Here is a 20,767-nt window from a genome sequence, read left to right on the forward strand (position 1 = left end):
TATCAGACTTGAATCCTATAAAATGCAGGTCGATAGGATTTGTCAAAGCGAACAGGCTGGCCTGAAGGAGATATTTCCATGCGTTCAATCGGACATTTCATCGGCGGCAAGGAGGTCAAAGGTACCTCGGGCCGCACCGCCGACGTTTTCGAGCCGATGACCGGTGACGTCCAAGCCAAGGTGGCGCTGGCGTCCAAGGCCGAGGTCCGCGCTGCCGTGGAGAACGCCCGCGCCGCGCAGCCGGAATGGGCCGCGACCAACCCGCAGCGCCGCGCCCGCGTCATGATGAAATTCGTCGAGCTGGTCCAGCGCGACTACGACAAGCTCGCCGAGCTGCTGGCGCGTGAGCACGGCAAGACCGTGCCGGACGCCAAGGGCGACATCCAGCGCGGCCTCGAGGTCGCCGAGTTCGCCTGCGGCATCCCGCATCTGATGAAGGGTGAGTACACCGAAGGCGCCGGCCCCGGCATCGACATCTATTCGATGCGCCAGGCGCTCGGCGTCGTCGCCGGCATCACGCCGTTCAATTTCCCGGCGATGATCCCGATGTGGAAGTTCGCGCCCGCGATCGCCTGTGGCAATGCCTTCATCCTCAAGCCCTCCGAGCGCGATCCCGGCGTGCCGATGCTGCTTGCCGAACTGATGATGGAAGCGGGCCTGCCAGCCGGCATCCTCAACGTCGTCAACGGCGACAAGGAAGCGGTCGACGCCATCCTCGACGATTCTGATATCAAGGCCGTCGGATTCGTCGGCTCCACGCCGATCGCGCAGTACATCTATGAGCGCGCCGCGCAGACCGGCAAGCGCTGCCAGTGCTTCGGCGGCGCCAAGAACCACGCCATCATCATGCCCGATGCCGACATGGACCAGGCGGTCGATGCGCTGATCGGCGCCGGCTACGGCTCGGCCGGCGAGCGCTGCATGGCCGTCTCCGTCGCGGTGCCCGTCGGCAAGTCCACCGCCGACCGCCTGATGGAAAAACTGATCCCGCGCGTCGAGTCCTTGAAGATCGGCACCTCGATCGATCCGTCGGCCGATTACGGTCCGCTGGTGACGCGCGAGGCGGTCGAGAAGGTCAAGGGCTACATCGACATCGGCATCAAGGAAGGCGCCACGCTCGCCGTCGACGGCCGCGGCTTCAAGATGCAGGGCTACGAGAAGGGCTTCTATCTCGGCGGTTCGCTGTTCGACAACGTCACCAAGGACATGCGGATCTACAAGGAAGAGATCTTCGGCCCGGTGCTCTCGGTGGTGCGCGCGCACGACTACAAGGAAGCACTGGCGCTGCCGTCCGAACATGACTACGGCAACGGCGTTGCGATCTTCACCCGCGACGGCGACGCGGCGCGCGACTTCGCGGCCAAGGTCAATGTCGGCATGGTCGGCATCAACGTGCCGATCCCGGTGCCGATTGCCTATTACACCTTCGGCGGCTGGAAGAAGTCCGGCTTCGGCGATCTCAACCAGCACGGCCCGGACTCGGTCCGCTTCTACACCAAGACCAAGACGGTGACCTCGCGCTGGCCGTCCGGCGTCAAGGAAGGCGCGGAGTTCTCGATCCCGCTGATGAAGTGATCCTCTCAAGAGCGAGGCACCCATGCAGTTCGCTCTGAACGAGGATCAGATCGCGGTTCGCGACATGGCGTTGGCGTTTGCGGCGGAAAAGATCGCGCCGCACGCGCTGCGCTGGGACGAGGAGAAGCATTTCCCCGTCGATGTGATGCGCGAGGCGGCGACGCTCGGCATGGGCGGTATCTACATCCGCGAGGATGTCGGTGGCTCCGCTATGACCAGGTTCGACGCGGCGCTGATCTTTGAGGCGCTGGCGACGGGCTGTCCGACCACGTCGGCCTTCATCTCCATCCACAACATGGCGTCCTGGATGATCGATGCCTACGGCAGCGACACCCAGCGCCACAAATGGCTGCCGAAGCTCTGCACCATGGAGCTGATCGCGAGCTACTGCCTGACCGAGCCGGGCGCCGGCTCCGATGCGGCGGCGCTGCGCACCCGCGCGGTGCGCGATGGCGACCATTATGTGCTCAACGGCCAGAAGCAGTTCATCTCGGGCGCCGGCGGCACCGACCTTTTGGTCGCGATGGTCAGGACCGGCGGCGACGGCCCCGGCGGCATCTCGACGCTCGTCATTGACGGCAACACACCGGGAGTCTCCTTCGGTGCCAACGAGCGCAAGATGGGCTGGAATGCGCAGCCGACCCGCGCCGTCATGTTCGAGAACGCCCGCGTGCCGGTCGCCAACCGGCTGAGCGAGGAGGGCGTCGGCTTCAAGATCGCGATGGCCGGCCTCGATGGCGGCCGTCTCAACATCACGGCATGCTCGCTCGGTGGCGCGCAGACCGCGCTCGACAAGGCGCGCAACTACATGAAGGAGCGCAAGGCGTTTGGAAAACGCCTCGACGAATTCCAGGCGCTGCAATTCCGCCTTGCCGACATGGCGATCGAACTCGAGGCCGCGCGCACGTTCCTGTGGCGGGCCGCAGCGGCGCTCGACCGCAAGGATCCTGACGCCACCATGCTCTGCGCGATGGCCAAGCGCTTCGGCACCGATGTCGGCTTCGAGGTCGCCAACCAGGCGCTCCAGCTTCACGGCGGCTATGGCTACCTCAGCGAATACGGCATCGAGAAGATCGTGCGCGATCTGCGCGTGCACCAGATCCTCGAAGGCACCAATGAAATCATGCGGCTCATCGTGGCGCGCAAACTGATCGAGGGCGCGCGATGACGGCAGCGGAAGAGGGCGATCTGGTCGCCCGCGTCGAGGGATCGGCCGGCGTCATCAGGCTCAACCGTCCCAAGGCCATCAATGCCGTGACGCTCGAGATGTTTCGCGACATCGAGACCGCGCTCGACCGCTTCGAGACCGATGCGGCCGTCGCCGTGATCGTGCTGGAGGGCGCCGGCGAGCGCGGCCTGTGTGCCGGCGGCGACATCCGCACGCTCTGGGAAAGCTCGAAGGTTCATGGCGACCTCGGCAAGATCCTGTGGCGCGAGGAATATATCCTCAACGCCCGGATCAAGAGGTTTCCAAAGCCCTATGTCGCCTTCATGGACGGCATTGTGATGGGCGGCGGCGTCGGGCTCTCCGCGCATGCGAGCCACCGCGTCGTCACCGATCGCACCAAACTCGCGATGCCCGAGGTCGGGCTCGGCTTCTTCCCGGACGTCGGCGGCACTTATCTGTTGTCGCGCTCGCCGGGCGAGATCGGCACCTATTTCGGCCTGACCGGCCAGACCATGAACGGGCCGGACGCGATCCACGCGAAGTTCGCCGATTGGGTGGTGCCGGCGGCGAAATGGCCGGAGCTGCGGGATGCGCTGACGAAGCTGCGCTCCGGTGCAACCGCGGCCGAGGTCGGCAAGCTCATCAACGGCTTTGCGACCGGCGAGACCGCCGGGCCGGTCGCGGCAAAGGAGCCGATGATCGATGCGCTGTTCGGCTTCGACCGGATGGAGGACATCGTCGCCGCGCTCAAGCGCGACGGTTCCGAATTTGCTCTGGCGACACTGAAGACGCTCGGCGAAAAATCGCCGCGCGGCATGGTGGTGACGCTGAAGCTGCTGCGGCTGGCACGCGCCGCGTCGAGCCTGGAAGAATGTCTGGTGCGCGAATATCGCGCCGCGCTGGAGGTCTTCCGCAGCGACGATTTCCGCGAGGGCGTACGCGCCGCCGTGATCGACAAGGACCGCAATCCGATCTGGTCGCCGCCGCGGATCGAGGATGTGACGCCGGAATTGCTTGCGCCGTATCTCGCCGAGATTGGCGCCGACGAACTCAAGTTCAACTAACAACAGTCTCAAGCGGAGGAAACGACAATGGCCACGATCGCATTCATCGGTCTCGGCAACATGGGCGGCCCGATGGCGGCCAATCTGGTCAAGGCCGGCCACAAGGTCGTCGCGTTCGACCTCGTCGAGGCCTCGCGCGCGCAGGCCAAGGCCGATGGCGCCGGCATTGCCGACAGCGCATCGGGCGCAGTGAAGGGCGCCGATGTCGTCGTCACCATGCTGCCGGCCGGCAAGCATGTGCTCGGCGTCTGGAACGAGGTCGTCCCTGTCATGACCAAGGGCGCGCTGATCATTGACTCCTCCACCATCGACGTCGAGAGCGCGCGGCAGGCACACGCGCTTGCCGCCAAGAACGGCGTGCTCTCGGTGGATGCGCCGGTGTCCGGCGGTACCGGCGGCGCCAAGGGGGCGACGCTCACCTTCATGTGCGGCGGCGAGGACAAGGCGTTCGCCGCGGCAAAGCCCGTGCTCGAAAACATGGGCAAGAAGATCGTGCATTGCGGCGGCGCCGGCGCCGGCCAGGCGGCCAAGATCTGCAACAACATGATCCTCGGCATTTCCATGATCGCTGTGAGCGAGGCCTTCGCGCTGGGTGAGAAGCTCGGCCTCTCGCATCAGGCGCTGTTCGACGTCGCCTCGACCTCGTCGGGCCAGTGCTGGTCGCTGACGACCTATTGCCCGGTTCCGGGCCCGGTGCCGAGCTCTCCGGCGAACAACGACTACAAGCCGGGTTTCGCCTCGGCACTGATGGTGAAGGACCTGACCCTGGCGCAGGATGCCGCCAAGGCCGCCGGCGCGGCGACGCCGCTCGGCCAGCATGCGCAGGAGATTTACCAGGCCTTCGACAAGGCGGGGCAGGGCGGGGTGGATTTTTCCGGAATTATCAAGCACGTTCGCGGCCTCGCTGGAAAATAGCGAGGCTTTGCCCGTAGCCCGGATGGAGCGAATCGAAATCCGGGACAGCTTCTGCCAATTGCGTAGCCGGCCCCGGATTGCGCTCCGCTCCATCCGGGCTACGCTCGCAGGTCAATTGGACGGGCCCGGACCATGACGACATTTCAGGAAGCGCGCGCGTTTCTTCTACAACACCGCACGGATTACGAGGCGGCGGTCAAAGGCTTCCGCTGGCCCGATCCGGCCCCCTTCAACTGGGCGCTCGACTGGTTCGACGCCGAGCTGGCGGCGAATGCGGAGAGCAAGGATCGCCCCGCGCTCTGGATCGTCGATGCCGCACAGGACCGGCAGACGAAATTGTCCTTCGCGGCGCTGTCGCGCCGTTCCAACCAGGTCGCCAACTTCCTCCGAGCGCAGGGCCTGAGGCGTGGCGACCATCTCCTGCTGCTGCTCGGCAATGTGGTTCCGCTGTGGGAGACCATGCTCGCTGCGATGAAGCTCGGTGTCGTCGTCATCCCCGCCACCACGCTGCTCACCGCCGACGAGCTGCGCGACCGGCTCGATCGCGGCAAGGCGAAGGCCGTGGTGGCCGCGCAGGATCAGGTCGCGAAGTTCGCGAGCCTCGGTGCAGAGAATGTCGTCCGCATCGTGGTCGGCGCGGCCTCCGATGGCTGGCTCGCTTACGATGAGGCGGCAGAGGCTCCGGATAGCTTCGTGCCCGACGGCCCCACCCACGCCGACGACCCGATGCTGCTCTATTTCACCTCGGGCACCACGGCAAAGCCGAAGCTGGTGCTGCATAGCCAGCGCAGCTATCCCGTCGGCCATCTCTCCACCATGTACTGGATCGGGCTGAAGCCCGGCGACGTCCATCTCAACATCTCTTCGCCCGGCTGGGCCAAGCACGCCTGGAGCTGCTTCTTCGCGCCGTGGAACGCGGGCGCCACCGTGTTCGTGGTGAACCAGCCGCGCTTCGATGCGAAGGCGCTGCTCGCCACCATCGGCCGCTGCGGTGTCACCACGCTATGCGCGCCGCCGACCGTGTGGCGGCTGTTCATCCAGGAGAACCTTGCCTCGTTCAAGGTCGCGTTGCGCGAGGTCTGCGGCGCCGGCGAGCCGCTCAATCCCGAGGTGATCGACCAGGTGCAGGCGGCCTGGGGCCTTACCATCCGCGACGGCTACGGCCAGACCGAGACCACCGCGCTTGCCGGCAACTCGCCGGGGCAAAACATCAAGGTCGGCTCGATGGGCCGCCCGCTGCCGGGCTATCGCGTGCAGGTCAGCGATGCCGACGGCAACCCGGCGAAGGAAGGCGAGGTGACGCTGGTGCTCGGGGCGAACCGTCCCGCCGGCCTGATGCAGGGCTATCAGGGCGACGACGGCAAGCTCTCGGGTGCCGAGGGCGCACTCTATCGCAGCGGCGACGTCGTGTTCGAAGACGAAGATGGTTATCTCACCTTCGTCGGCCGCTCCGACGACGTGTTCAAATCGTCCGATTACCGCATCAGTCCGTTCGAGCTGGAAAGCGTGTTGCTCGAGCATGAACTCGTCGCCGAGGCTGCCGTGGTGCCGAGCCCGGATCCGATCCGGCTGGCAATCCCCAAGGCGTTCGTGCTGCTGACTTCGGGGTCGGAGCGAACACCGGAGACGGCGCTTTCGATCTTCAAGCACCTGCACACCCGACTTGCGCCGTTCAAGCGCATCCGCCGCCTTGAAATCGTCACCGAGCTGCCGAAGACGATCTCTGGCAAAATCCGCCGCGTGCAGCTACGACGTCTCGAGCGCGACGATGATCGGGGCGATCCGCTGCGTGGCCGGGAATTCCGCGAGGAGGATTTTCCGGAGCTGCCGAAAACCCGGAGCGAGAGTTAAGTGGGTACCTTCGTCATTCCGGGGCGCGCGGAGCGCGAACCCGGAATCCATTCGGCGACAAACTCTGTGGCACAGTGGATTCCGGGCTCGATGCTGCGCATCGCCCCAGAATGACGCCATCTGGAGCTATCAATGAACGAAGTCTGGAAGAAGCCGCCGATTACGCTGGACGCCTATCAGGCCATGGTCGGCAAGGAGATCGGCGTGTCGTCATGGCACCTGATCGACCAGCCCCGCATCGACACCTATGCCGACGTGATCGAGGATCACCAGTTCATCCACGTCGACCCTGAACGGGCAAAGAAGGAGACCGCGTTCGGCACCACCATCGCGCACGGCTTCCTGACCATGTCGCTGCTGTCGATCATGTCCTATGAGGTGATGCCGGTCATCGCCGGCACCACGATGGGCGTCAATTACGGCTTCGACAAGCTGCGCTTCATCTCGCCGGTGCGCTCGGGAAAGCGCGTCCGTGGCCGTTTCGTGCTGGCGGAAGCCAAGCTGCGCAAGCCGAACGAGCTGCAGTCCCGCACCAATGTCACTGTCGAGATCGAGGGCGAGGACAAGCCGGCGCTGGTCGCCGAGTGGCTGGGCCTGATCTATTTCGCGTAGGTCTGGCCGGGCTTGACCCGGTCCTTCAACGCTGCTCAAAAGCTGTCCGATCTCTCGCGGAGCGCTCTTACCCACTCCCCCTGTGGGAGAGGGTGGCTTCGCGCCACCTTCTCCCACGAGGGGAGAAGGAAGAAAGGAAGCACAATGGCAATCAGGTTTGACGGACGCGTCGCCATCGTCACCGGCGCGGGCAATGGCCTCGGACGGGCGCATGCGCTGGGACTGGCCAGCCGCGGCGCGAAGGTCGTGGTCAACGATTTCGGCGGCGCGCGCGACGGCACTGGTGGCTCGCTGTCGCCGGCGGAAGCCGTGGTCGAGGAGATCCGCAAAGCCGGCGGCACCGCGATGGCCGACGGTGCCGACGTCTCGAACTTCGAGCAGGTCACCGCGATGGTCGAGCGTGCCACGAAGGAATGGGGCAGCGTCGACCTCTTGTGCGCCAATGCCGGCATCCTGCGCGACAAGTCGTTCGGCAAGATGGAGGCGGCCGATTTCCAGAAGGTGCTCGACGTGCACCTCGTCGGCACCTTCTACTGCTGCAAGGCGGCCTGGGCCGGCATGCGCGACCGCAACTACGGCCGCATCGTGCTGACCACGTCGTCCTCCGGCCTTTACGGTAATTTCGGCCAGGCCAATTACGGCGCGGCGAAGTCCGGCATGGTCGGCCTGATGAACGTGCTGGCGGAAGAGGGCCGCAAGACCAACATCCGCGTCAACATCATCTCGCCGACCGCGGCGACCCGCATGACCGAAGAGCTGCTGCCGCCGCAGGCGCTGCAACTGATGAAGCCGAACGCGATCACGCCCGCTGTCGAGTACATGCTCAGTGAGGATGCGCCCACCCGCACCATCATGGGCGCCGGTGCCGGCTCCTTCGCCGTGATCAAGATTGTCGAGAGCGAAGGCATCAACCTGCCGGAGTCCGAATGGACGCCGGACGCGGTCGCCGCGCATTTCGCCGAGATCAGCGACATGTCGAAGGCGAAGGCTTTGCAGGGCGCCTTCGAGCAGACGCAGAAGTATGTTGCGCAGGCCGCGGCCAGGGCCGGCATCAAGCTCTGAGTTGTCATTCCGGGGCGCGCGTAGCGCGAACCCGGAATCCATCGTGCCTCAGAATCCGTCGTCTAATGGATTCCGGGTTCGCGCCCAAGAAGGCGCGCCCTGGAACGACGAGCTGGGCGCTAGAATCTGGCCTAAATTCCCACCATGACCGCACCCGAATCCCACGTTGCCATCATTGGCGCAGGTCCGGCCGGGCTGATGGCGGCCGAGGTGCTGGCGCAGGGTGGCGCGCGCGTCACCGTCTACGACGCGATGCCATCCGCCGGCCGCAAATTCCTGATGGCGGGCCGCGGCGGGCTCAACCTCACTCACAGCGAGCCTCTGCCGCAGTTCATGCCGCGCTATCGCGAGGCGGCGGCGAAGCTGCAGGCCGCGATCGAAGCGTTTCCACCCGACGCGCTACGCGCCTGGAGCGAGGCGCTGGGCGAGCCGACCTTTGTCGGCACCAGCGGCCGCGTGTTTCCGAAGGCATTCAAGGCCTCGCCATTGCTGCGCGCCTGGCTACGGCGACTGGACGCCAGCGGCGTACGGTTCGCCTTTCGCCATCGCTGGACCGGATGGGATGGGGAAGGGCGGCTGTTGTTCCAAACCCGGAGCGGCGCCTCCGTCGTTGCGGCCGATGCCACGGTGCTTGCGCTCGGCGGCGCAAGCTGGCCGCGGCTCGGGTCGGACGGCGGCTGGGTCGATATCCTTGCGGCCAACGGCATTGCCATCTCAAAGCTGCGGCCGGCCAATTCCGGCTTCACCGTCGCCTGGTCCGAATTGTTCCGTGACCGTTTCGAGGGCCAGCCGCTCAAGGGCGTGGCGCTGACGATCGGTGCACACACGGTGCGCGGCGAAGCGATGATCACCCGCAGCGGCATCGAAGGCGGCGCGATCTACGCGCTGTCGGCGGAGCTGCGCGAGGCGGTGCTGGGGATCGGGCAGGCGACGCTGACCATCGCACTGCGGCCCGACCTCGCCGCCGCCGCGCTGACCACGCGCCTGTCAGGTACGCGCGGCAAGCAATCGCTCGCAAACTTCCTGCGCAAGGCCGCGCAAGTATCGCCGGTCGGGATCGGCCTGATGCAGGAGGCCGCGATCGCATCCGGCCGGCCGCTGGCATCGTTCTCGCCGGCCGAGCTCGCACACCTGATCAACGCAATTCCGGTTCAGCTCACCGGCGTTGCCCCGATCGATCGCGCGATCTCGACTGCAGGCGGCCTTTCGTTTGACGAGCTCGACGCGGACTTCATGATCCGCAAGCTGCCGGGCGTGTTCGCCGCCGGCGAAATGCTGGACTGGGAGGCGCCGACCGGCGGCTATCTGCTGCAGGCGTCGTTCGCGACCGGCGCTGCCGCGGGCAGGGGTGTGCTGGGGTGCCTGAAGCGCTCATAGAACCCTGTCGAGGCTCGCTGATAGAGGCGCTCATGACGTCCCCGTCCGGCTGACGAGATCCGTGACCAGGCCGAGCACCCCAAAACTCGCCGCCACCGCGCAGACCATCGTCCAGCCGCCAAGGGTCCATGCCAGCGATGCCGCGGCGGCACCGACACCGCCGCCGATGAAGAACAGCGCGACGAACAGGCCGTTGATGCGGCCGCGTGCCTCGGGCCGCAACAGGTTGATGGCCCGGCGGCCGAGCGTCTGGTCGGTGGTGATGCCGACATCGAGCAGGATGGTGCCCAGACTGAGCACGAGGAGGGCGGCAATGCGGGACTCCAGCGCGCCGGCCCAGGCGCAGAGCGCGAGCGAGCCGATGATGAGCAGATGGGCCGCAACAAACATCGAGCGTGCCCATCCCCTATCCCCCCACCGGCCGGCCATCGGCGTCGCGGCGGCGCCAACGACGCCGATCAGCGCGAAAGCGGCAATTCCCTTGGCATCGAGGCCGAACGGCGCCTCCGGCAGTCGCAGCGCGACCGCCGACCAGAAGGCGGTGAAGGAGGCCATGACCAGCGATGCGGTCCAGGCGCGCACGCGCAGCACGGGCTCTTCGCGCAGCAGCCTGGGAAATGAGCGCAGCAATTCGCCGTAGCTTGCGCGCGCTGGCGATTGCAGGACTGGAAGGTAGCGGCCGAGCGCGCCGGCCAGCAGCGCCATCAGGGCGGCGGAGACGACGTAGTAGGCGCGCCAGCTCCAGAGATCGGCGATCAGGCTCGCCGCAGGCCGCGACAGCAGAATGCCGATCATCAATCCGCTCATCACCTCGCCGATGGCCTGTCCGCGCCGCTCCGGCGCCACCATTGACGCAACCAGCGGAACCATCATCTGAATCGCCGCGCAGGAGGCGCCGAGGGCGAAGGTGCCAAGCAAGAGCAGGAACGGCTTCGGCGCAAACGCCGTGGCGAGCGCGGCAAGGATAGCGCAGCCGAGCGTGCGCAGGATGACGCGCCGGTTTTCGACGAGATCGACCAGTGGCACCAGCAGCAACAGGCCGAGGGCATAGCCGAGCAGCGTCAACGTGCTGATCAGGCCCGCCTGCCACGCCGGCATGGACAAGGAGCGCCCGATCTGCCCGAGCAGGATCTGCGGCGCGAACAGGTTGGTGACGACGACACCGGCAGTGATGGCGCCAAGCCAGATCAGGGGCCGTTCGGCGAGTTGGTTTCGCGACGCAAGCGTGGGGGTTTCTGAAATCGTCATGGGACCTCGCGGGGCTCAGTGCAGGTCCCTTTAAGCCGCGGGTCTAATATGCTACAATTCAAATAAGTCTATAAAGAATATGCGAGTTAGTTATGAACACCCATGACCTTGTGGCGTTTGTTGCGGTAGTCGAGACCGGATCGATCGTGGCGGCCTCGGCGCGCCTCAATCTCACGCAGCCCGGCGTGACGCGGCGTATCCAGAACCTCGAGGAGATGCTGGGGGCGAAGCTTCTGGACCGGCTCTCCAAGCCGCTGAAACCGACCGCGGCGGGCCATGAAGCGTATGAGCAGGGCCGGCGCCTGCTCCGGATGCTGGACGATCTCAAATCAGGGGTCGCCAATGACGGCGTGGTGCGCGGCGAATTCCGGCTCGGCCTGACGCCGTTCCTCTCGGAGGCGGGGCTGACCGGACCGCTCGACGCGGTGCGTGCCGAATTTCCCGCGCTGGCCGTGCGTGTCGTCTCCGGCTGGTCGCCGAACCAGCTCGAGCGTGTCTGCCGCAACGAGCTCGATGCGGCCGCGATCTGTCTGCCCGACGGCGCGGTCCCGCCTTCCGATCTCGCCGCCGACGATCTCGGCGCGCAGCCCGTCGTGTTCGTCGTTGCGCGCGACATGAAGATCCCGCGCATCGTCGATCTTGAACGGCTGTCGCAGCTGTCGTGGGTGATCAACCAGGACGGTTGCGGCTTTCGCGACTCGCTGAAACGAAAATTCGACGCGGAGCATCTGCCGTTCAGCATCGCCGTGGAAGCGCTGGACAGCGAGCTCCGCCTGTCGCTGGTGTCGCGCGGCCTCGGCGTCGGGCTGGTCACTCCGATCGCCCTGAAACGCAGCGCGTTTCGCGACAAGCTCAAGCCGGTGGTGGCGCGCGACTTCAAGCCCGCCGTGCGCGCCTGGATGGTCCATCGTGCGCCCGCCGGCCGTCTGGAGCGGCCGATCAAGCTGTTCCGCGATGGACTGGACCGGGAGCTCCAGGCGCTGATCGGGAGTTAGCGCAGCTTCCCCCGCGCCGCCACCGGCAGCGTGCCGATGATCTCCTCGCCACGCACCATCACGACCTCGTCCATCATGTTGACGACGACGCAGACATGATTGGGAATGATCCGCACGACGTCGCCGACGTTCGGGCGCGTGTTGCTGCGGGAGAGGTCGAGGAAGCCGTGCTCTTCGGCAAAGCGCGCGATCTTGGCTTCTGGGTGCTCCAGGATCAGGCCGTGGCCGTCGAGCCCGCCGGTGTCCGTGGTCAGCGTCTTGGATCCGGCGTCGAGGATACCGCGCTCGGGCGCGGCGCGGCTCACCACGGTCGAATAGATGTGCAGCGCGCAGTCGTCCCAGGTGGCGGAGCCGGCCGCGACCTGCATGCGGTCGTTGTAGATATAGGTGCCGAAGCGATGCTCGGTGCCGCCCTTGAGCTTGCCGAGATTGACGAGGTTCGGCGTGCCGCCGGTCGAGACGATCTTTGCATCGAGCCCGTGCGCGCGCACGCCGGCCAGCGCCTCGTCGTAGAATTTCTGCGCGTCGGCCCAGCCGGTCTCGGTCGGATAGAGCATGAAGCCGGCGAATTCGAGCCCCTTGGACCCTGCGATCTCGCGCGCCAGCGCAATCGCCTCGGCCGGCGTCTCGACGCCGGCGCGCTTGCGGCCCGTATCGCATTCGACCACCACCGAGAGCGGACGGCCTGATGCTGCGGCCGCCTTGGGCAAACCGGCAACGACCGTCGAATTGTCGGCGGCCACCGTCATGTTCGCCTTCGCCTGCAGCGCGCCGAGCCGCGCCATCTTCTCTTCGCCGAGCAGATTGTAGCTGATCAGGATGTCGTTGATGCCGGCATTGGCCATGATCTCGGCCTCGCCGAGCTTCTGGCAGGTGATGCCCTTCGCGCCCGCCGCCACCTGCATCTTCGCGATGGTCGGGTTCTTGTGCGTCTTGATGTGGGGGCGATTGGCGACGCCCGCGTCATCGCAGGCCTTCTGGATCCGCGCGATGTTGCGCTCGACCTTGTCCATGTCGATGACGGCGCAGGGGGTGCCGTATTCACGGGCGATCTTGGCGGCGAGAGGAGTGGTCATGTGATGTCTCTATATTCGGTCCTGTAGGATGGGTAGAGCGCAGCGAAACCCATCATTTGCAGCAACCGGGCAAGTGTCGATGGGTTTCGCTTCGCTCTACCCATCCTACGGTTCAAGCCTGTTCGATTTCTTCGCGGAGCATTTCCAGTTCGAGCCAGCGCTCTTCGGCGGCGGACAATTCGTCATGCGCCTTGGCGATGGCGGCGGAGGTGTCGTCGAATGTCTTGCGATCCTTGGTGTAGAGGTTGGGATCGTCGAGCACGCGTTGCAGCTTGGCGATGTCGGCCTGCAACGTCTCCATCTTCTTCGGAAGTGTTTCCAGCGCGTGCTTCTCGTTGAAGCTCAATCGCCGCTTTGGCGCGGCAGCGGGAATAGCGATCCGCTCCTCTTTCTTCTCCGCGGGGACTTGCGCCTTCGCCGTCTCGCGCTTCAAGTCCGCGCCGCGCTGCGCCAGCATATCGCTGTAGCCGCCGGCATATTCGATCCATTTGCCGTTGCCCTCAGGCGCGATCACCGAGGTGACGACGCGGTCGAGGAAGTCGCGGTCATGGCTGATCAGGATGACGGTGCCCTCGTAGTCGCCGAGCATGTCCTCGAGCACGTCCAGCGTTTCGAGGTCGAGATCGTTGGTTGGCTCGTCCAGCACCAGCAGGTTCGAGGGCTTGGCCAGTGCGCGCGCCAGCATCAGCCGGCCGCGTTCGCCGCCGGAGAGCACTTCCAGCGGCGTGCCGCGCTGCTCCTGCGCGAACAGAAAGTCCTTCATGTAGCCGACGACATGCTTCGGCTTGCCCCCGACCATGATCTGGTCGCCACGGCCGCCGGTCAGTGCCTCCGCCAGCGTCGATTTGGGGTCGAGGCTTTCACGGTGCTGGTCGAGGGTTGCCATCTCCAGATTGGCCCCGAGCCGCACGGTGCCGCTGTCAGGCTGCATGCCGCCGGTGAGCAGATTGACCAGCGTGGTCTTGCCGGCGCCGTTCGGCCCGATGATGCCGAGCCGGTCGCCGCGCTGGATGCGGGTGGAGAAATTGTCGACGATCTTGCGCTCGCCGTAGGCCTTGGTGATGCCCTTGGCTTCGATCACCAGCTTGCCGGACTGCTCAGCCTCGGCGGCTGCGAGATTGGCGCCGCCGGCGGTGCCGCGATAGTTGCGGCGCTGGTCGCGCAGCGTGTGCAGATTGGCAAGCCGCTTGACGTTGCGCTTGCGCCGGCCGGAGACGCCGTGGCGCAGCCAGTGCTCCTCGTCGACGATCTTGCGGTCGAGCTTGTGCTGGTCGCGCTCTTCTTCCGCCAGCACCTCGTCGCGCCAGGCTTCGAACGAGGCAAAGCCGCGGTCGATCTGCTTGATCCGGCCGCGGTCAAGCCAGGCGGTCGAGCGCGAGAGGTTGGTGAGGAAGCGGCGGTCGTGGCTGATCAGCACCAGCGCGCTGCGGCGGCTGTCGAGCTCCTGCTCCAGCCACTCGATGGTGGAGAGATCGAGATGGTTGGTCGGCTCGTCCAGCAGCAGGATGTCGGGTGAGGGCGCAAGCACACATGCGAGCGCGGCTCGGCGAGCTTCGCCGCCGGAGAGGTTGTGCGGGTTCTCGTCGCCGGTCAGCCCGAGCTGCTCGAGCAGATAGCGCGCCTGATGCTGGTCGTCGCCGGGCGCAAGTCCCGCCTCGACATAGGCGAGCGTGGTCTTGTGGTCGCCGAAGTCAGGCTCCTGCGGCAGATAGCGGATCGTGGCGCCCGGCTGCACGAAGCGCGTGCCGCCGTCGGGCTCGACCAGGCCGGCTGCGATCTTCAGCAATGTCGATTTGCCCGAGCCGTTGCGGCCGATCAGGCAGACCCGCTCGCCAGTCGCAACGTTGAGCTCGACGCCGTTCAAGAGCGGCGTGCCGCCAAACGTCAGCTTGATGTCCTTGAGTTGGATCAGCGGCGGCGCCATCGTCAGACCTGACTTGAATTCTGGCTCGTTACGGCCGCATCGGTGCGGCGCCGCTGGATCCGGCGCAGCGTCTGGTCGAGCGCCGAGAGGAACGTCGAACGGTCGCGCGGCGCGAACGATCGCGGGCCGCCGGTGACTTCGCCTGCCGAGCGCAAATCCGTCATCAGATTACGTACCGCCAGCGTCATCCCGATCGACTCTTCGGTGAACGGTTTGCCGTTCGGCGCGATCACGTCGGCGCCCGCCTTCACGCAGCGGCTGGCGAGCGGAATGTCGGAGGTGACGACGACGTCGCCGGGCCTGGCGCGTTCGGCGATCCAGTCGTCAGCGGCATCCATGCCGGCTCCCGCCGCGATGCGCTCGATCAAGGGGTCCTGCGGCACGCGGATGAAGTTGCCAGCCACCACGCTTACGGGCACGCCGTGCCGGAGCGCGACGCGGTAGATTTCGTCCTTCACCGGACAGGCGTCGGCGTCGACATAGATGCGGGTGGGCGTGTCAGTCATTGGCGGGGTGGTACCCCATTCGGGCCGCAAAGGCGAGGGGATTGACCGGTGTTCCCCGGGGCCTACGATCGATCCGAAACAACAGGAATTTTGGGGAAGGCCAGCCATGCCGAACCGGCTCGAAACCTACCGCGTCGAGGCCTACAACACCGCCAAACAATCCGAGAACAAGATGCATGACGACAAGGTGGCGCGCCGCTTCGGCTTCTCGGGCGGGCTGGTGCCCGGCGTCGACGTCTTCGCCTACATGATGCATGTGCCGCTGGCGCGCTGGGGCCGCGATTTCCTCACCCGCGGACTGGTGGAGGCCCGCTTCATCAAGCCGGTCTATGACGGCGAGACGGCCGATGTCGATGCGACCGAGCACAATGGCCTGCTCACGATCGAGGTGTTCAGCCGTACCGAGCTCTGCGCCACCGGGACGGCCTCGCTGCCGGCGGCTGCGCCTGCGGTGGATTTGAGCGACTATCTCGCGGTCCCCGCGGTCGCTGAGCGCAAGCCGGTCAGCCCGGCGACGTTCGAGACCGGCAAATGGCTTGGCACAGAGCCGCGCCGATGGATCGGGCAGGCCGCCGCGGACTATCTCGCCGATATCAGGGAAACCGATCCGATCTTCGCGCGCGAGGGGCTCGGCCATCCCGGCCTGATCCAGCGCGTGATGAATCGCGTCCTCGTCGACAATACCATTTTGGGCCCGTGGATCCACGTCGGCAGCCGCATGCAGCTGCTGTCGCCCGCGCGCGCCGGCGACGAGATCGTTGCGCGGGCCAAGGTCACCGCGAACTACGAGAAGAAGGGCCACCGCTTCGTCGAGCTCGACGCGCTGGTCGTCGCCAACGGCACGACACCGCTGGCGCATTGCCAGCACACCGCGATCTACCAGCCGCGCGAGGAGGCTGCGGCGTAACATCCAGCGTCGTCATTCCGGGGCGGTCCGCAGGACCGAACCCGGAATCTCGAGGTTCCGGGTTCGATGCTTCGCATCGCCCCGGAACGACAAACAACTCCTACGCCGCCTTGCCCTTCGCATCCTGGATCGCACGCCACACGCGCTCCGGCGTCAGCGGCATGTCGATGTGCTTGATGCCGTGGTCGGAGAGCGCATCGAGCACGGCGTTCACCACGGTCGACAGGCTGCCGGCGCAGCCGGCTTCGCCGCAGCCCTTGCTGCCGAGCGGATTGGTCGTGGCCGGCACCGGGTGATCGCCGACCGTCATGAACGGCACGTCCTCGGCGCGGGGGAGGGCGTAGTCCATCAGCGAGCCCGTGATCGGCTGGCCGCTCTCGTCGTAGCGGACGTGCTCCATCAGCGCCTGTCCAATGCCCTGGACGACGCCGCCATGGAGCTGGCCTGCGACCAGCAGCGGGTTGATCACCGTGCCGAAATCGTTCACCGCGCTGTAGCGCACGATCTGCACCACGCCGGTATCGGGATCGATCTCGACCTCGGCGACGTGGCAGCCGTTCGGGAAGGCAGAGGGCACCGGCTCGCTGGTGTGATCGACGTCGAGGCTATCAGGCACGCCGTCCGGCACCTTGCCGTCATGCAGCTTCTTGGCGAGCTCCATGATGTCGATGCTGCGGTCGGTGCCGGTGATGGTGAAGCTGCCGCCTTCGAACTCGATGTCGGCTTCGGACGCCTCCAGCATGTGCGCGGCGGCGCGCTTGCCCTTCTCGATCACGAGCTTGGCAGCTCCCACGATCGCCATGCCGCTCGCGGTGATCGAGCGCGAGCCGCCGGTGCCGTTGCCGGTGTGGACGATGTCGCTGTCGCCCTGCACCAGCTTGACGCTCTCGAAGGGCACGCCGAGCTGCTCGCACAGAACCTGCGCGAACGGAGTGGCGTGGCCCTGGCCGTAGTCGAGCGTGCCGGTGATGAGCTGCACGCTGCCGTCGGGATCGAACACGATCTTGCCGAGCTCGGGGCTCGGCGGCGCCGTGACCTCGAGATAGGAGCCGACGGCGATGCCGCGCAGCTTGCCGGCCTTCTTGCTCTCCTTCTTGCGCTTGGCGAAATTCTCGTGGTCGGAGATTTCGAGCGCCTTGTTGAAGACGGCCTGGAAGTCGCCGCTGTCATAGGTGACGCCGGAGGACGCCGGGAACGGCATCTGGGTCGGCTTGATGAAGTTGCGCTTGCGCATCGTCAGCCGGTTGATGCCCATCTCGTCGGCGGCGCGATCGATCAGCCGCTCCATGTAGTAGTTCGCCTCGGGCCGGCCGGCGCCGCGATAGGCGCCCATCAGCGTGGTATTGGTCAGCACCGTCTTGATGTCGATGCCCATCAGCGGCGTGCGGTAGACGCTGGAAAAGTTCTTGCCGGTGTTGAGCGAGAGCGGGCCCGGCGCAACGCCGGTGATGTAGGCGCCGAGATTGCCGTAGCCTTCGAGCTTGGCCGCGAGGAAATGCCCCTCGGCGTCGAGCGCGAGCTCGGCATGGATCTTTTGCGCGCGGCCGTGGCTGTCCGACAGGAAGCTGGTCGAACGCTCGTCCAGCCACTTCACCGGCCGTCCCAGCGCCTTGGCCGCGTACAGGATGCACATGTATTCGGGGTAGTTGATGTTCTTCATGCCGAAGGAGCCGCCGACATTGGCAGTGAGAATGCGCACCTTCTCGTTCGGCACTTTCAGGTTCTTGGCGAGGTTGGCGCGGTTGCCGGCGACACCCTGCGTCGGAACCTGGAGCGTGTAGCGCTCGGCCTTCTTGTCGTAGGAGGCGAGCCCGACGCGCGGCTCCATCGAGACCACGGCGACGCGGGTGTTCTCGATGTCGATCTTGGTGATGTGAGCGGCGCTGGCGAAGGCCGCGTTCACCTGCTCCATGTCGCCATAATGGTAGTCCAGCGCGACGTTGTTCGGGATGTGGTCGTAGAGCTGCGGCGCGCCGGGCTTGGCGGCCTCCTCGGGGTCGGTCACAGCCGGCAGCGGCTCGATATCGAGCTCGACCGCCTCGGCCGCATCGCGCGCCTGGGCCAATGTCTCCGCCACCACGAAGGCGACGGGATCGCCGACGAAGCGAACCTTGTCGGTCGCCAGCGGCTGGCGGTTGGTCTGGAGCAGGGGCGAGCCGTCACGGCTCTTCAGCGGCAGGCCGCAGGTGAAGGGGCCGTAGCCGGCGGCATCGAGGTCCGTCCCGGTCCAGACCCCCAGCACGCCCGGCATCGCCTTGGCGGCATCGAGGCCGATGCCACGGATGATTCCATGGGCGTGGGTCGAGCGGACCACCACGGCGTAGGCCTGGCCGGGCAGGTTGAAATCGTCGGTGTAGCGGCCCTTGCCGCGCACCAGCGTGTCGTCCTCCTTGCGGCGGACGGGCTGCCCGACGCCGTATTTTTGCAGTGCAATAGCGTTTTCGAGCGTGGACGATTTGGTGTGTTCTTGCATGGAATTGACCTGAAAAGCCGGCAATTGCGCGTTTTGGGGGGGCGCTTGGGGGGGGGCCGGACCCCTCAAAAATAACCCACGGTCCCGTTCACGACAACGCACGAATGGGCATGGTGCCATGTGATGCGTTGTTGCGCAGGCCTGCCGCGCTGCTAATGTTTCAGGCGAAAAAGCAATTCCAGCTCGGCCCCAGCGGGCCGCGGAAAGACAGTTTGTATGAATGACCACACGCGGCTCCGCGACGGCCATGGGCCGCACGGTGAGCTCGAGGGGTCGATGGCGGCGGTGGCGTTGGCCACTGAACCGGCCGTCGCCGCGCAAGCGCCGGGAACCGGCGTCTACGCGGCGCTGGACCTCGGAACCAACAATTGCAGGCTCCTGATCGCCAGTCCGACCAGCGACGGCTTTCGCGTGGTCGATTCCTTCTCGCGCATCATCCGGCTCGGCGAGGGGGTCTCGGCGACCGGCTCCATCAGCGAGGCCGCGATCGAGCGCGCCATCGCGGCGCTCAGCATCTGCCGCGACAAGATCAACTTGCGGAAAGCGCGCCGGCTGCGGCTGATCGCGACCGAAGCCTGCCGCGCGGCCTCGAACGCGGAGGGTTTTCGCAGCCGCGTCGCGGCCGAGACCGGCATCGAGCTCGAGGTGATCGACCGTGAGACCGAGGCATCGCTCGCCGTGCTCGGCTGCTCGCCGCTGGTTGACCCCAGGGGGCGCGGCGCGATCCTGTTCGACATCGGCGGCGGCTCGACCGAACTGGTGCGGATCGAGCGCGATCCGGAAAATCCGGAGCCGCGCATCAAGGCCTGGATGTCGATCCCGTTCGGCGTGGTCACGCTCGCCGAGCAGTTCGGCGGCCGCGACGTGACGCCGGAGATCTACGACGCGATGGAGCGGGAGGTCGCACACCACGTTGCGCCGTTCGCCGAACAGCACGGCGTCGATCTCGCCGACATGCACCTGCTCGGCACCTCAGGCACGGTGACGACGCTCGCCGGCATCCATCTCAATCTGGCGCGCTACGACCGTCGCCGCATCGACAGCATCTGGATGAACGATTCCGACATCACCGCGACCATCAACAAGCTGCTCGGCATGAGCTACGAGGAGCGCGCGAACAACAGCTGCATCAGCGTCGAGCGCGCCGATCTCGTGCTTGCGGGCTGCGCCATCCTCGACGCGATCCGCCGCGCCTTTCCGCTGCCGCGCCTGCGCGTCGCCGACCGCGGCCTGCGCGAAGGCATGCTGGTCGAGATGATGCGCGAGGACGGCGCGCTCAGGAGCTGGTGAGATGGCCAAGGACACCACCGGCCGCTTGCACGTCCAGGTCAAGACCGGCGGCAAGCGCAAATTGTCGTCGAAGCTGTGGCTGGAGCGGCAACTCAACGATCCCTATGTGGCGAAAGCCAAGGCGGCGGGTTATCGCTCGCGCGCGGCATTCAAGCTGCTCGAGATCGACGACAAGTTTCGGCTGCTGAAGCACGGCATGGCCGTGGTCGATCTTGGGGCCGCGCCGGGCGGCTGGAGCCAGATCGCCGCCAAGCGGGTCGGCTCGGTGGACGGCAAGGGCAAGGTCGTTGCGATCGACCTTTTGGAGATGCCCGAGATTGCCGGCGTCGAGTTCGCGCAGCTCGACTTCATGGACAATGACGCGCCGGCAAAGCTTACCGCGATGCTGGGGGGCGGCGCCGATGTCGTGATGTCCGACATGGCCGCCAACACCACCGGTCACCGCAAGACCGACCAGCTCCGCATCGTCGGCCTGATCGAGACCGCGGCGGCGTTTGCGTGCGACGTGCTCAAGCCCGGTGGCACCTTCCTCGCCAAGACGTTCCAGAGCGGCGCCGATGCCGATCTGCTCGCCCAACTCAAGCGCGACTTCGCCACCGTGCGCCATGTGAAGCCGGCGGCGAGCCGGCAGGATTCGTCGGAACGTTACGTGCTGGCGACCGGGTTTCGCGGCGGGGCGAAGGCGTAGCAACGAACTCCGTCATTCCGGGGCGCCTCGAAGAGG

17 protein-coding genes are annotated in these 20,767 nt (G+C 66.2%); 12 read left to right on the forward strand and 5 right to left on the reverse strand.

The features are described from left to right. The first annotated feature begins 78 nt into the window (after positions 1–78). From AAFG50_RS18650 to AAFG50_RS18685, 8 genes are all read left to right on the forward strand, one after another. Complete coding sequence (locus AAFG50_RS18650; protein ID WP_028170987.1) at positions 79–1,575, forward strand: CoA-acylating methylmalonate-semialdehyde dehydrogenase; 1,497 nt, start codon at positions 79–81, stop codon at positions 1,573–1,575. A 22-nt stretch (positions 1,576–1,597) separates the two neighbouring features. Next, a complete protein-coding gene (locus AAFG50_RS18655) occupies positions 1,598–2,743 on the forward strand; it encodes an isobutyryl-CoA dehydrogenase (RefSeq protein ID WP_011086732.1) in 1,146 nt (381 codons plus the stop codon). Next, positions 2,740–3,807: an enoyl-CoA hydratase/isomerase family protein gene (locus AAFG50_RS18660; protein WP_011086733.1), complete on the forward strand. Its 1,068-nt coding sequence runs from the start codon at positions 2,740–2,742 to the stop codon at positions 3,805–3,807. Before AAFG50_RS18655 ends, AAFG50_RS18660 begins: the two co-directional genes overlap by 4 nt. Before the next feature lie 27 nt (positions 3,808–3,834). Next, complete coding sequence (mmsB, locus tag AAFG50_RS18665) at positions 3,835–4,722, forward strand: 3-hydroxyisobutyrate dehydrogenase (protein WP_011086734.1); 888 nt, start codon at positions 3,835–3,837, stop codon at positions 4,720–4,722. Positions 4,723–4,854: 132 nt separating this feature from the next. Further along, entirely contained in the window at positions 4,855–6,573 is a 1,719-nt protein-coding gene (locus tag AAFG50_RS18670) for an AMP-binding protein (RefSeq protein ID WP_028170988.1), read from the forward strand. Positions 6,574–6,705: 132 nt separating this feature from the next. Then, positions 6,706–7,185 carry a MaoC family dehydratase gene (locus tag AAFG50_RS18675; RefSeq protein ID WP_011086736.1) on the forward strand — a complete coding sequence of 160 codons (480 nt, stop codon included), beginning with the start codon at positions 6,706–6,708 and terminating at the stop codon, positions 7,183–7,185. A gap of 144 nt (positions 7,186–7,329) precedes the next feature. Next, complete coding sequence (locus AAFG50_RS18680; RefSeq protein WP_011086737.1) at positions 7,330–8,247, forward strand: SDR family NAD(P)-dependent oxidoreductase; 918 nt, start codon at positions 7,330–7,332, stop codon at positions 8,245–8,247. A 144-nt stretch (positions 8,248–8,391) separates the two neighbouring features. Continuing rightward, positions 8,392–9,624, forward strand: coding sequence for an NAD(P)/FAD-dependent oxidoreductase (locus AAFG50_RS18685; RefSeq protein ID WP_028170989.1), 1,233 nt, complete (start codon positions 8,392–8,394; stop codon positions 9,622–9,624). A gap of 30 nt (positions 9,625–9,654) precedes the next feature. Here the strand turns inward: AAFG50_RS18685 and AAFG50_RS18690 are convergent, their stop codons facing one another. Then, positions 9,655–10,872: an MFS transporter gene (locus AAFG50_RS18690; RefSeq protein ID WP_028170990.1), complete on the reverse strand. Its 1,218-nt coding sequence runs from the start codon at positions 10,870–10,872 to the stop codon at positions 9,655–9,657. 92 nt (positions 10,873–10,964) lie between these two features. On the opposite strand from AAFG50_RS18690, the gene AAFG50_RS18695 reads away from it, so the two are divergent. Further along, positions 10,965–11,867, forward strand: coding sequence for a LysR family transcriptional regulator (locus AAFG50_RS18695; protein ID WP_028170991.1), 903 nt, complete (start codon positions 10,965–10,967; stop codon positions 11,865–11,867). On the opposite strand, the gene AAFG50_RS18700 is transcribed toward AAFG50_RS18695, so the two are convergent. The 3 genes from AAFG50_RS18700 to AAFG50_RS18710 all read right to left on the reverse strand — a co-directional run bounded on the left by AAFG50_RS18700 (position 11,864) and on the right by AAFG50_RS18710 (position 15,373). Next, on the reverse strand, positions 11,864–12,943 hold the full coding sequence (locus AAFG50_RS18700; protein ID WP_028170992.1) for a D-TA family PLP-dependent enzyme: 1,080 nt from the start codon (positions 12,941–12,943) through the stop codon (positions 11,864–11,866). The two genes, AAFG50_RS18695 and AAFG50_RS18700, sit on opposite strands and share 4 nt — an antisense overlap. Positions 12,944–13,055: 112 nt before the next feature. After that, positions 13,056–14,867, reverse strand: a complete 1,812-nt coding sequence (locus tag AAFG50_RS18705) for an ATP-binding cassette domain-containing protein (protein ID WP_028170993.1) — start codon at positions 14,865–14,867, stop codon at positions 13,056–13,058. A 2-nt stretch (positions 14,868–14,869) separates the two neighbouring features. Then, the gene (locus AAFG50_RS18710) at positions 14,870–15,373 is read right to left on the reverse strand and encodes a YaiI/YqxD family protein (protein ID WP_028170994.1); all 504 of its coding nucleotides are present in this window, start codon (positions 15,371–15,373) and stop codon (positions 14,870–14,872) included. 106 nt (positions 15,374–15,479) lie between these two features. On the opposite strand from AAFG50_RS18710, the gene AAFG50_RS18715 reads away from it, so the two are divergent. After that, a complete protein-coding gene (locus AAFG50_RS18715; RefSeq protein WP_028170995.1) occupies positions 15,480–16,280 on the forward strand; it encodes a hypothetical protein in 801 nt (266 codons plus the stop codon). A gap of 100 nt (positions 16,281–16,380) precedes the next feature. Here the strand turns inward: AAFG50_RS18715 and AAFG50_RS18720 are convergent, their stop codons facing one another. Then, positions 16,381–18,753, reverse strand: a complete 2,373-nt coding sequence (locus AAFG50_RS18720) for a xanthine dehydrogenase family protein molybdopterin-binding subunit (RefSeq protein WP_028170996.1) — start codon at positions 18,751–18,753, stop codon at positions 16,381–16,383. A 216-nt stretch (positions 18,754–18,969) separates the two neighbouring features. Here AAFG50_RS18720 and AAFG50_RS18725 point away from each other — a divergent pair, with 216 nt between their 5' ends. Then, entirely contained in the window at positions 18,970–20,043 is a 1,074-nt protein-coding gene (locus AAFG50_RS18725; RefSeq protein ID WP_011086746.1) for a Ppx/GppA phosphatase family protein, read from the forward strand. A 1-nt stretch (position 20,044) separates the two neighbouring features. Then, positions 20,045–20,731 carry an RlmE family RNA methyltransferase gene (locus tag AAFG50_RS18730; protein WP_011086747.1) on the forward strand — a complete coding sequence of 229 codons (687 nt, stop codon included), beginning with the start codon at positions 20,045–20,047 and terminating at the stop codon, positions 20,729–20,731. Positions 20,732–20,767 lie beyond the last annotated feature (36 nt).

The organism is Bradyrhizobium sp. B039 (assembly GCF_038965675.1).
Lineage (GTDB): Bacteria > Pseudomonadota > Alphaproteobacteria > Rhizobiales > Xanthobacteraceae > Bradyrhizobium > Bradyrhizobium diazoefficiens.

Coding starts and splice junctions, on each gene's coding strand:
- AAFG50_RS18670 (WP_028170988.1), top strand. CDS start 4,855: ATGACGACATTTCAGGAAGCGCGCGCGTTTCTTCTACAACACCGCACG.
- AAFG50_RS18675 (WP_011086736.1), top strand. CDS start 6,706: ATGAACGAAGTCTGGAAGAAGCCGCCGATTACGCTGGACGCCTATCAG.
- mmsB (WP_011086734.1), top strand. CDS start 3,835: ATGGCCACGATCGCATTCATCGGTCTCGGCAACATGGGCGGCCCGATG.
- AAFG50_RS18725 (WP_011086746.1), top strand. CDS start 18,970: ATGAATGACCACACGCGGCTCCGCGACGGCCATGGGCCGCACGGTGAG.
- AAFG50_RS18660 (WP_011086733.1), top strand. CDS start 2,740: ATGACGGCAGCGGAAGAGGGCGATCTGGTCGCCCGCGTCGAGGGATCG.
- AAFG50_RS18695 (WP_028170991.1), top strand. CDS start 10,965: ATGAACACCCATGACCTTGTGGCGTTTGTTGCGGTAGTCGAGACCGGA.
- AAFG50_RS18680 (WP_011086737.1), top strand. CDS start 7,330: ATGGCAATCAGGTTTGACGGACGCGTCGCCATCGTCACCGGCGCGGGC.
- AAFG50_RS18700 (WP_028170992.1), bottom strand. CDS start 12,943: ATGACCACTCCTCTCGCCGCCAAGATCGCCCGTGAATACGGCACCCCC.
- AAFG50_RS18730 (WP_011086747.1), top strand. CDS start 20,045: ATGGCCAAGGACACCACCGGCCGCTTGCACGTCCAGGTCAAGACCGGC.
- AAFG50_RS18705 (WP_028170993.1), bottom strand. CDS start 14,867: ATGGCGCCGCCGCTGATCCAACTCAAGGACATCAAGCTGACGTTTGGC.
- AAFG50_RS18710 (WP_028170994.1), bottom strand. CDS start 15,373: ATGACTGACACGCCCACCCGCATCTATGTCGACGCCGACGCCTGTCCG.
- AAFG50_RS18655 (WP_011086732.1), top strand. CDS start 1,598: ATGCAGTTCGCTCTGAACGAGGATCAGATCGCGGTTCGCGACATGGCG.
- AAFG50_RS18650 (WP_028170987.1), top strand. CDS start 79: ATGCGTTCAATCGGACATTTCATCGGCGGCAAGGAGGTCAAAGGTACC.
- AAFG50_RS18685 (WP_028170989.1), top strand. CDS start 8,392: ATGACCGCACCCGAATCCCACGTTGCCATCATTGGCGCAGGTCCGGCC.
- AAFG50_RS18720 (WP_028170996.1), bottom strand. CDS start 18,753: ATGCAAGAACACACCAAATCGTCCACGCTCGAAAACGCTATTGCACTG.
- AAFG50_RS18715 (WP_028170995.1), top strand. CDS start 15,480: ATGCCGAACCGGCTCGAAACCTACCGCGTCGAGGCCTACAACACCGCC.
- AAFG50_RS18690 (WP_028170990.1), bottom strand. CDS start 10,872: ATGACGATTTCAGAAACCCCCACGCTTGCGTCGCGAAACCAACTCGCC.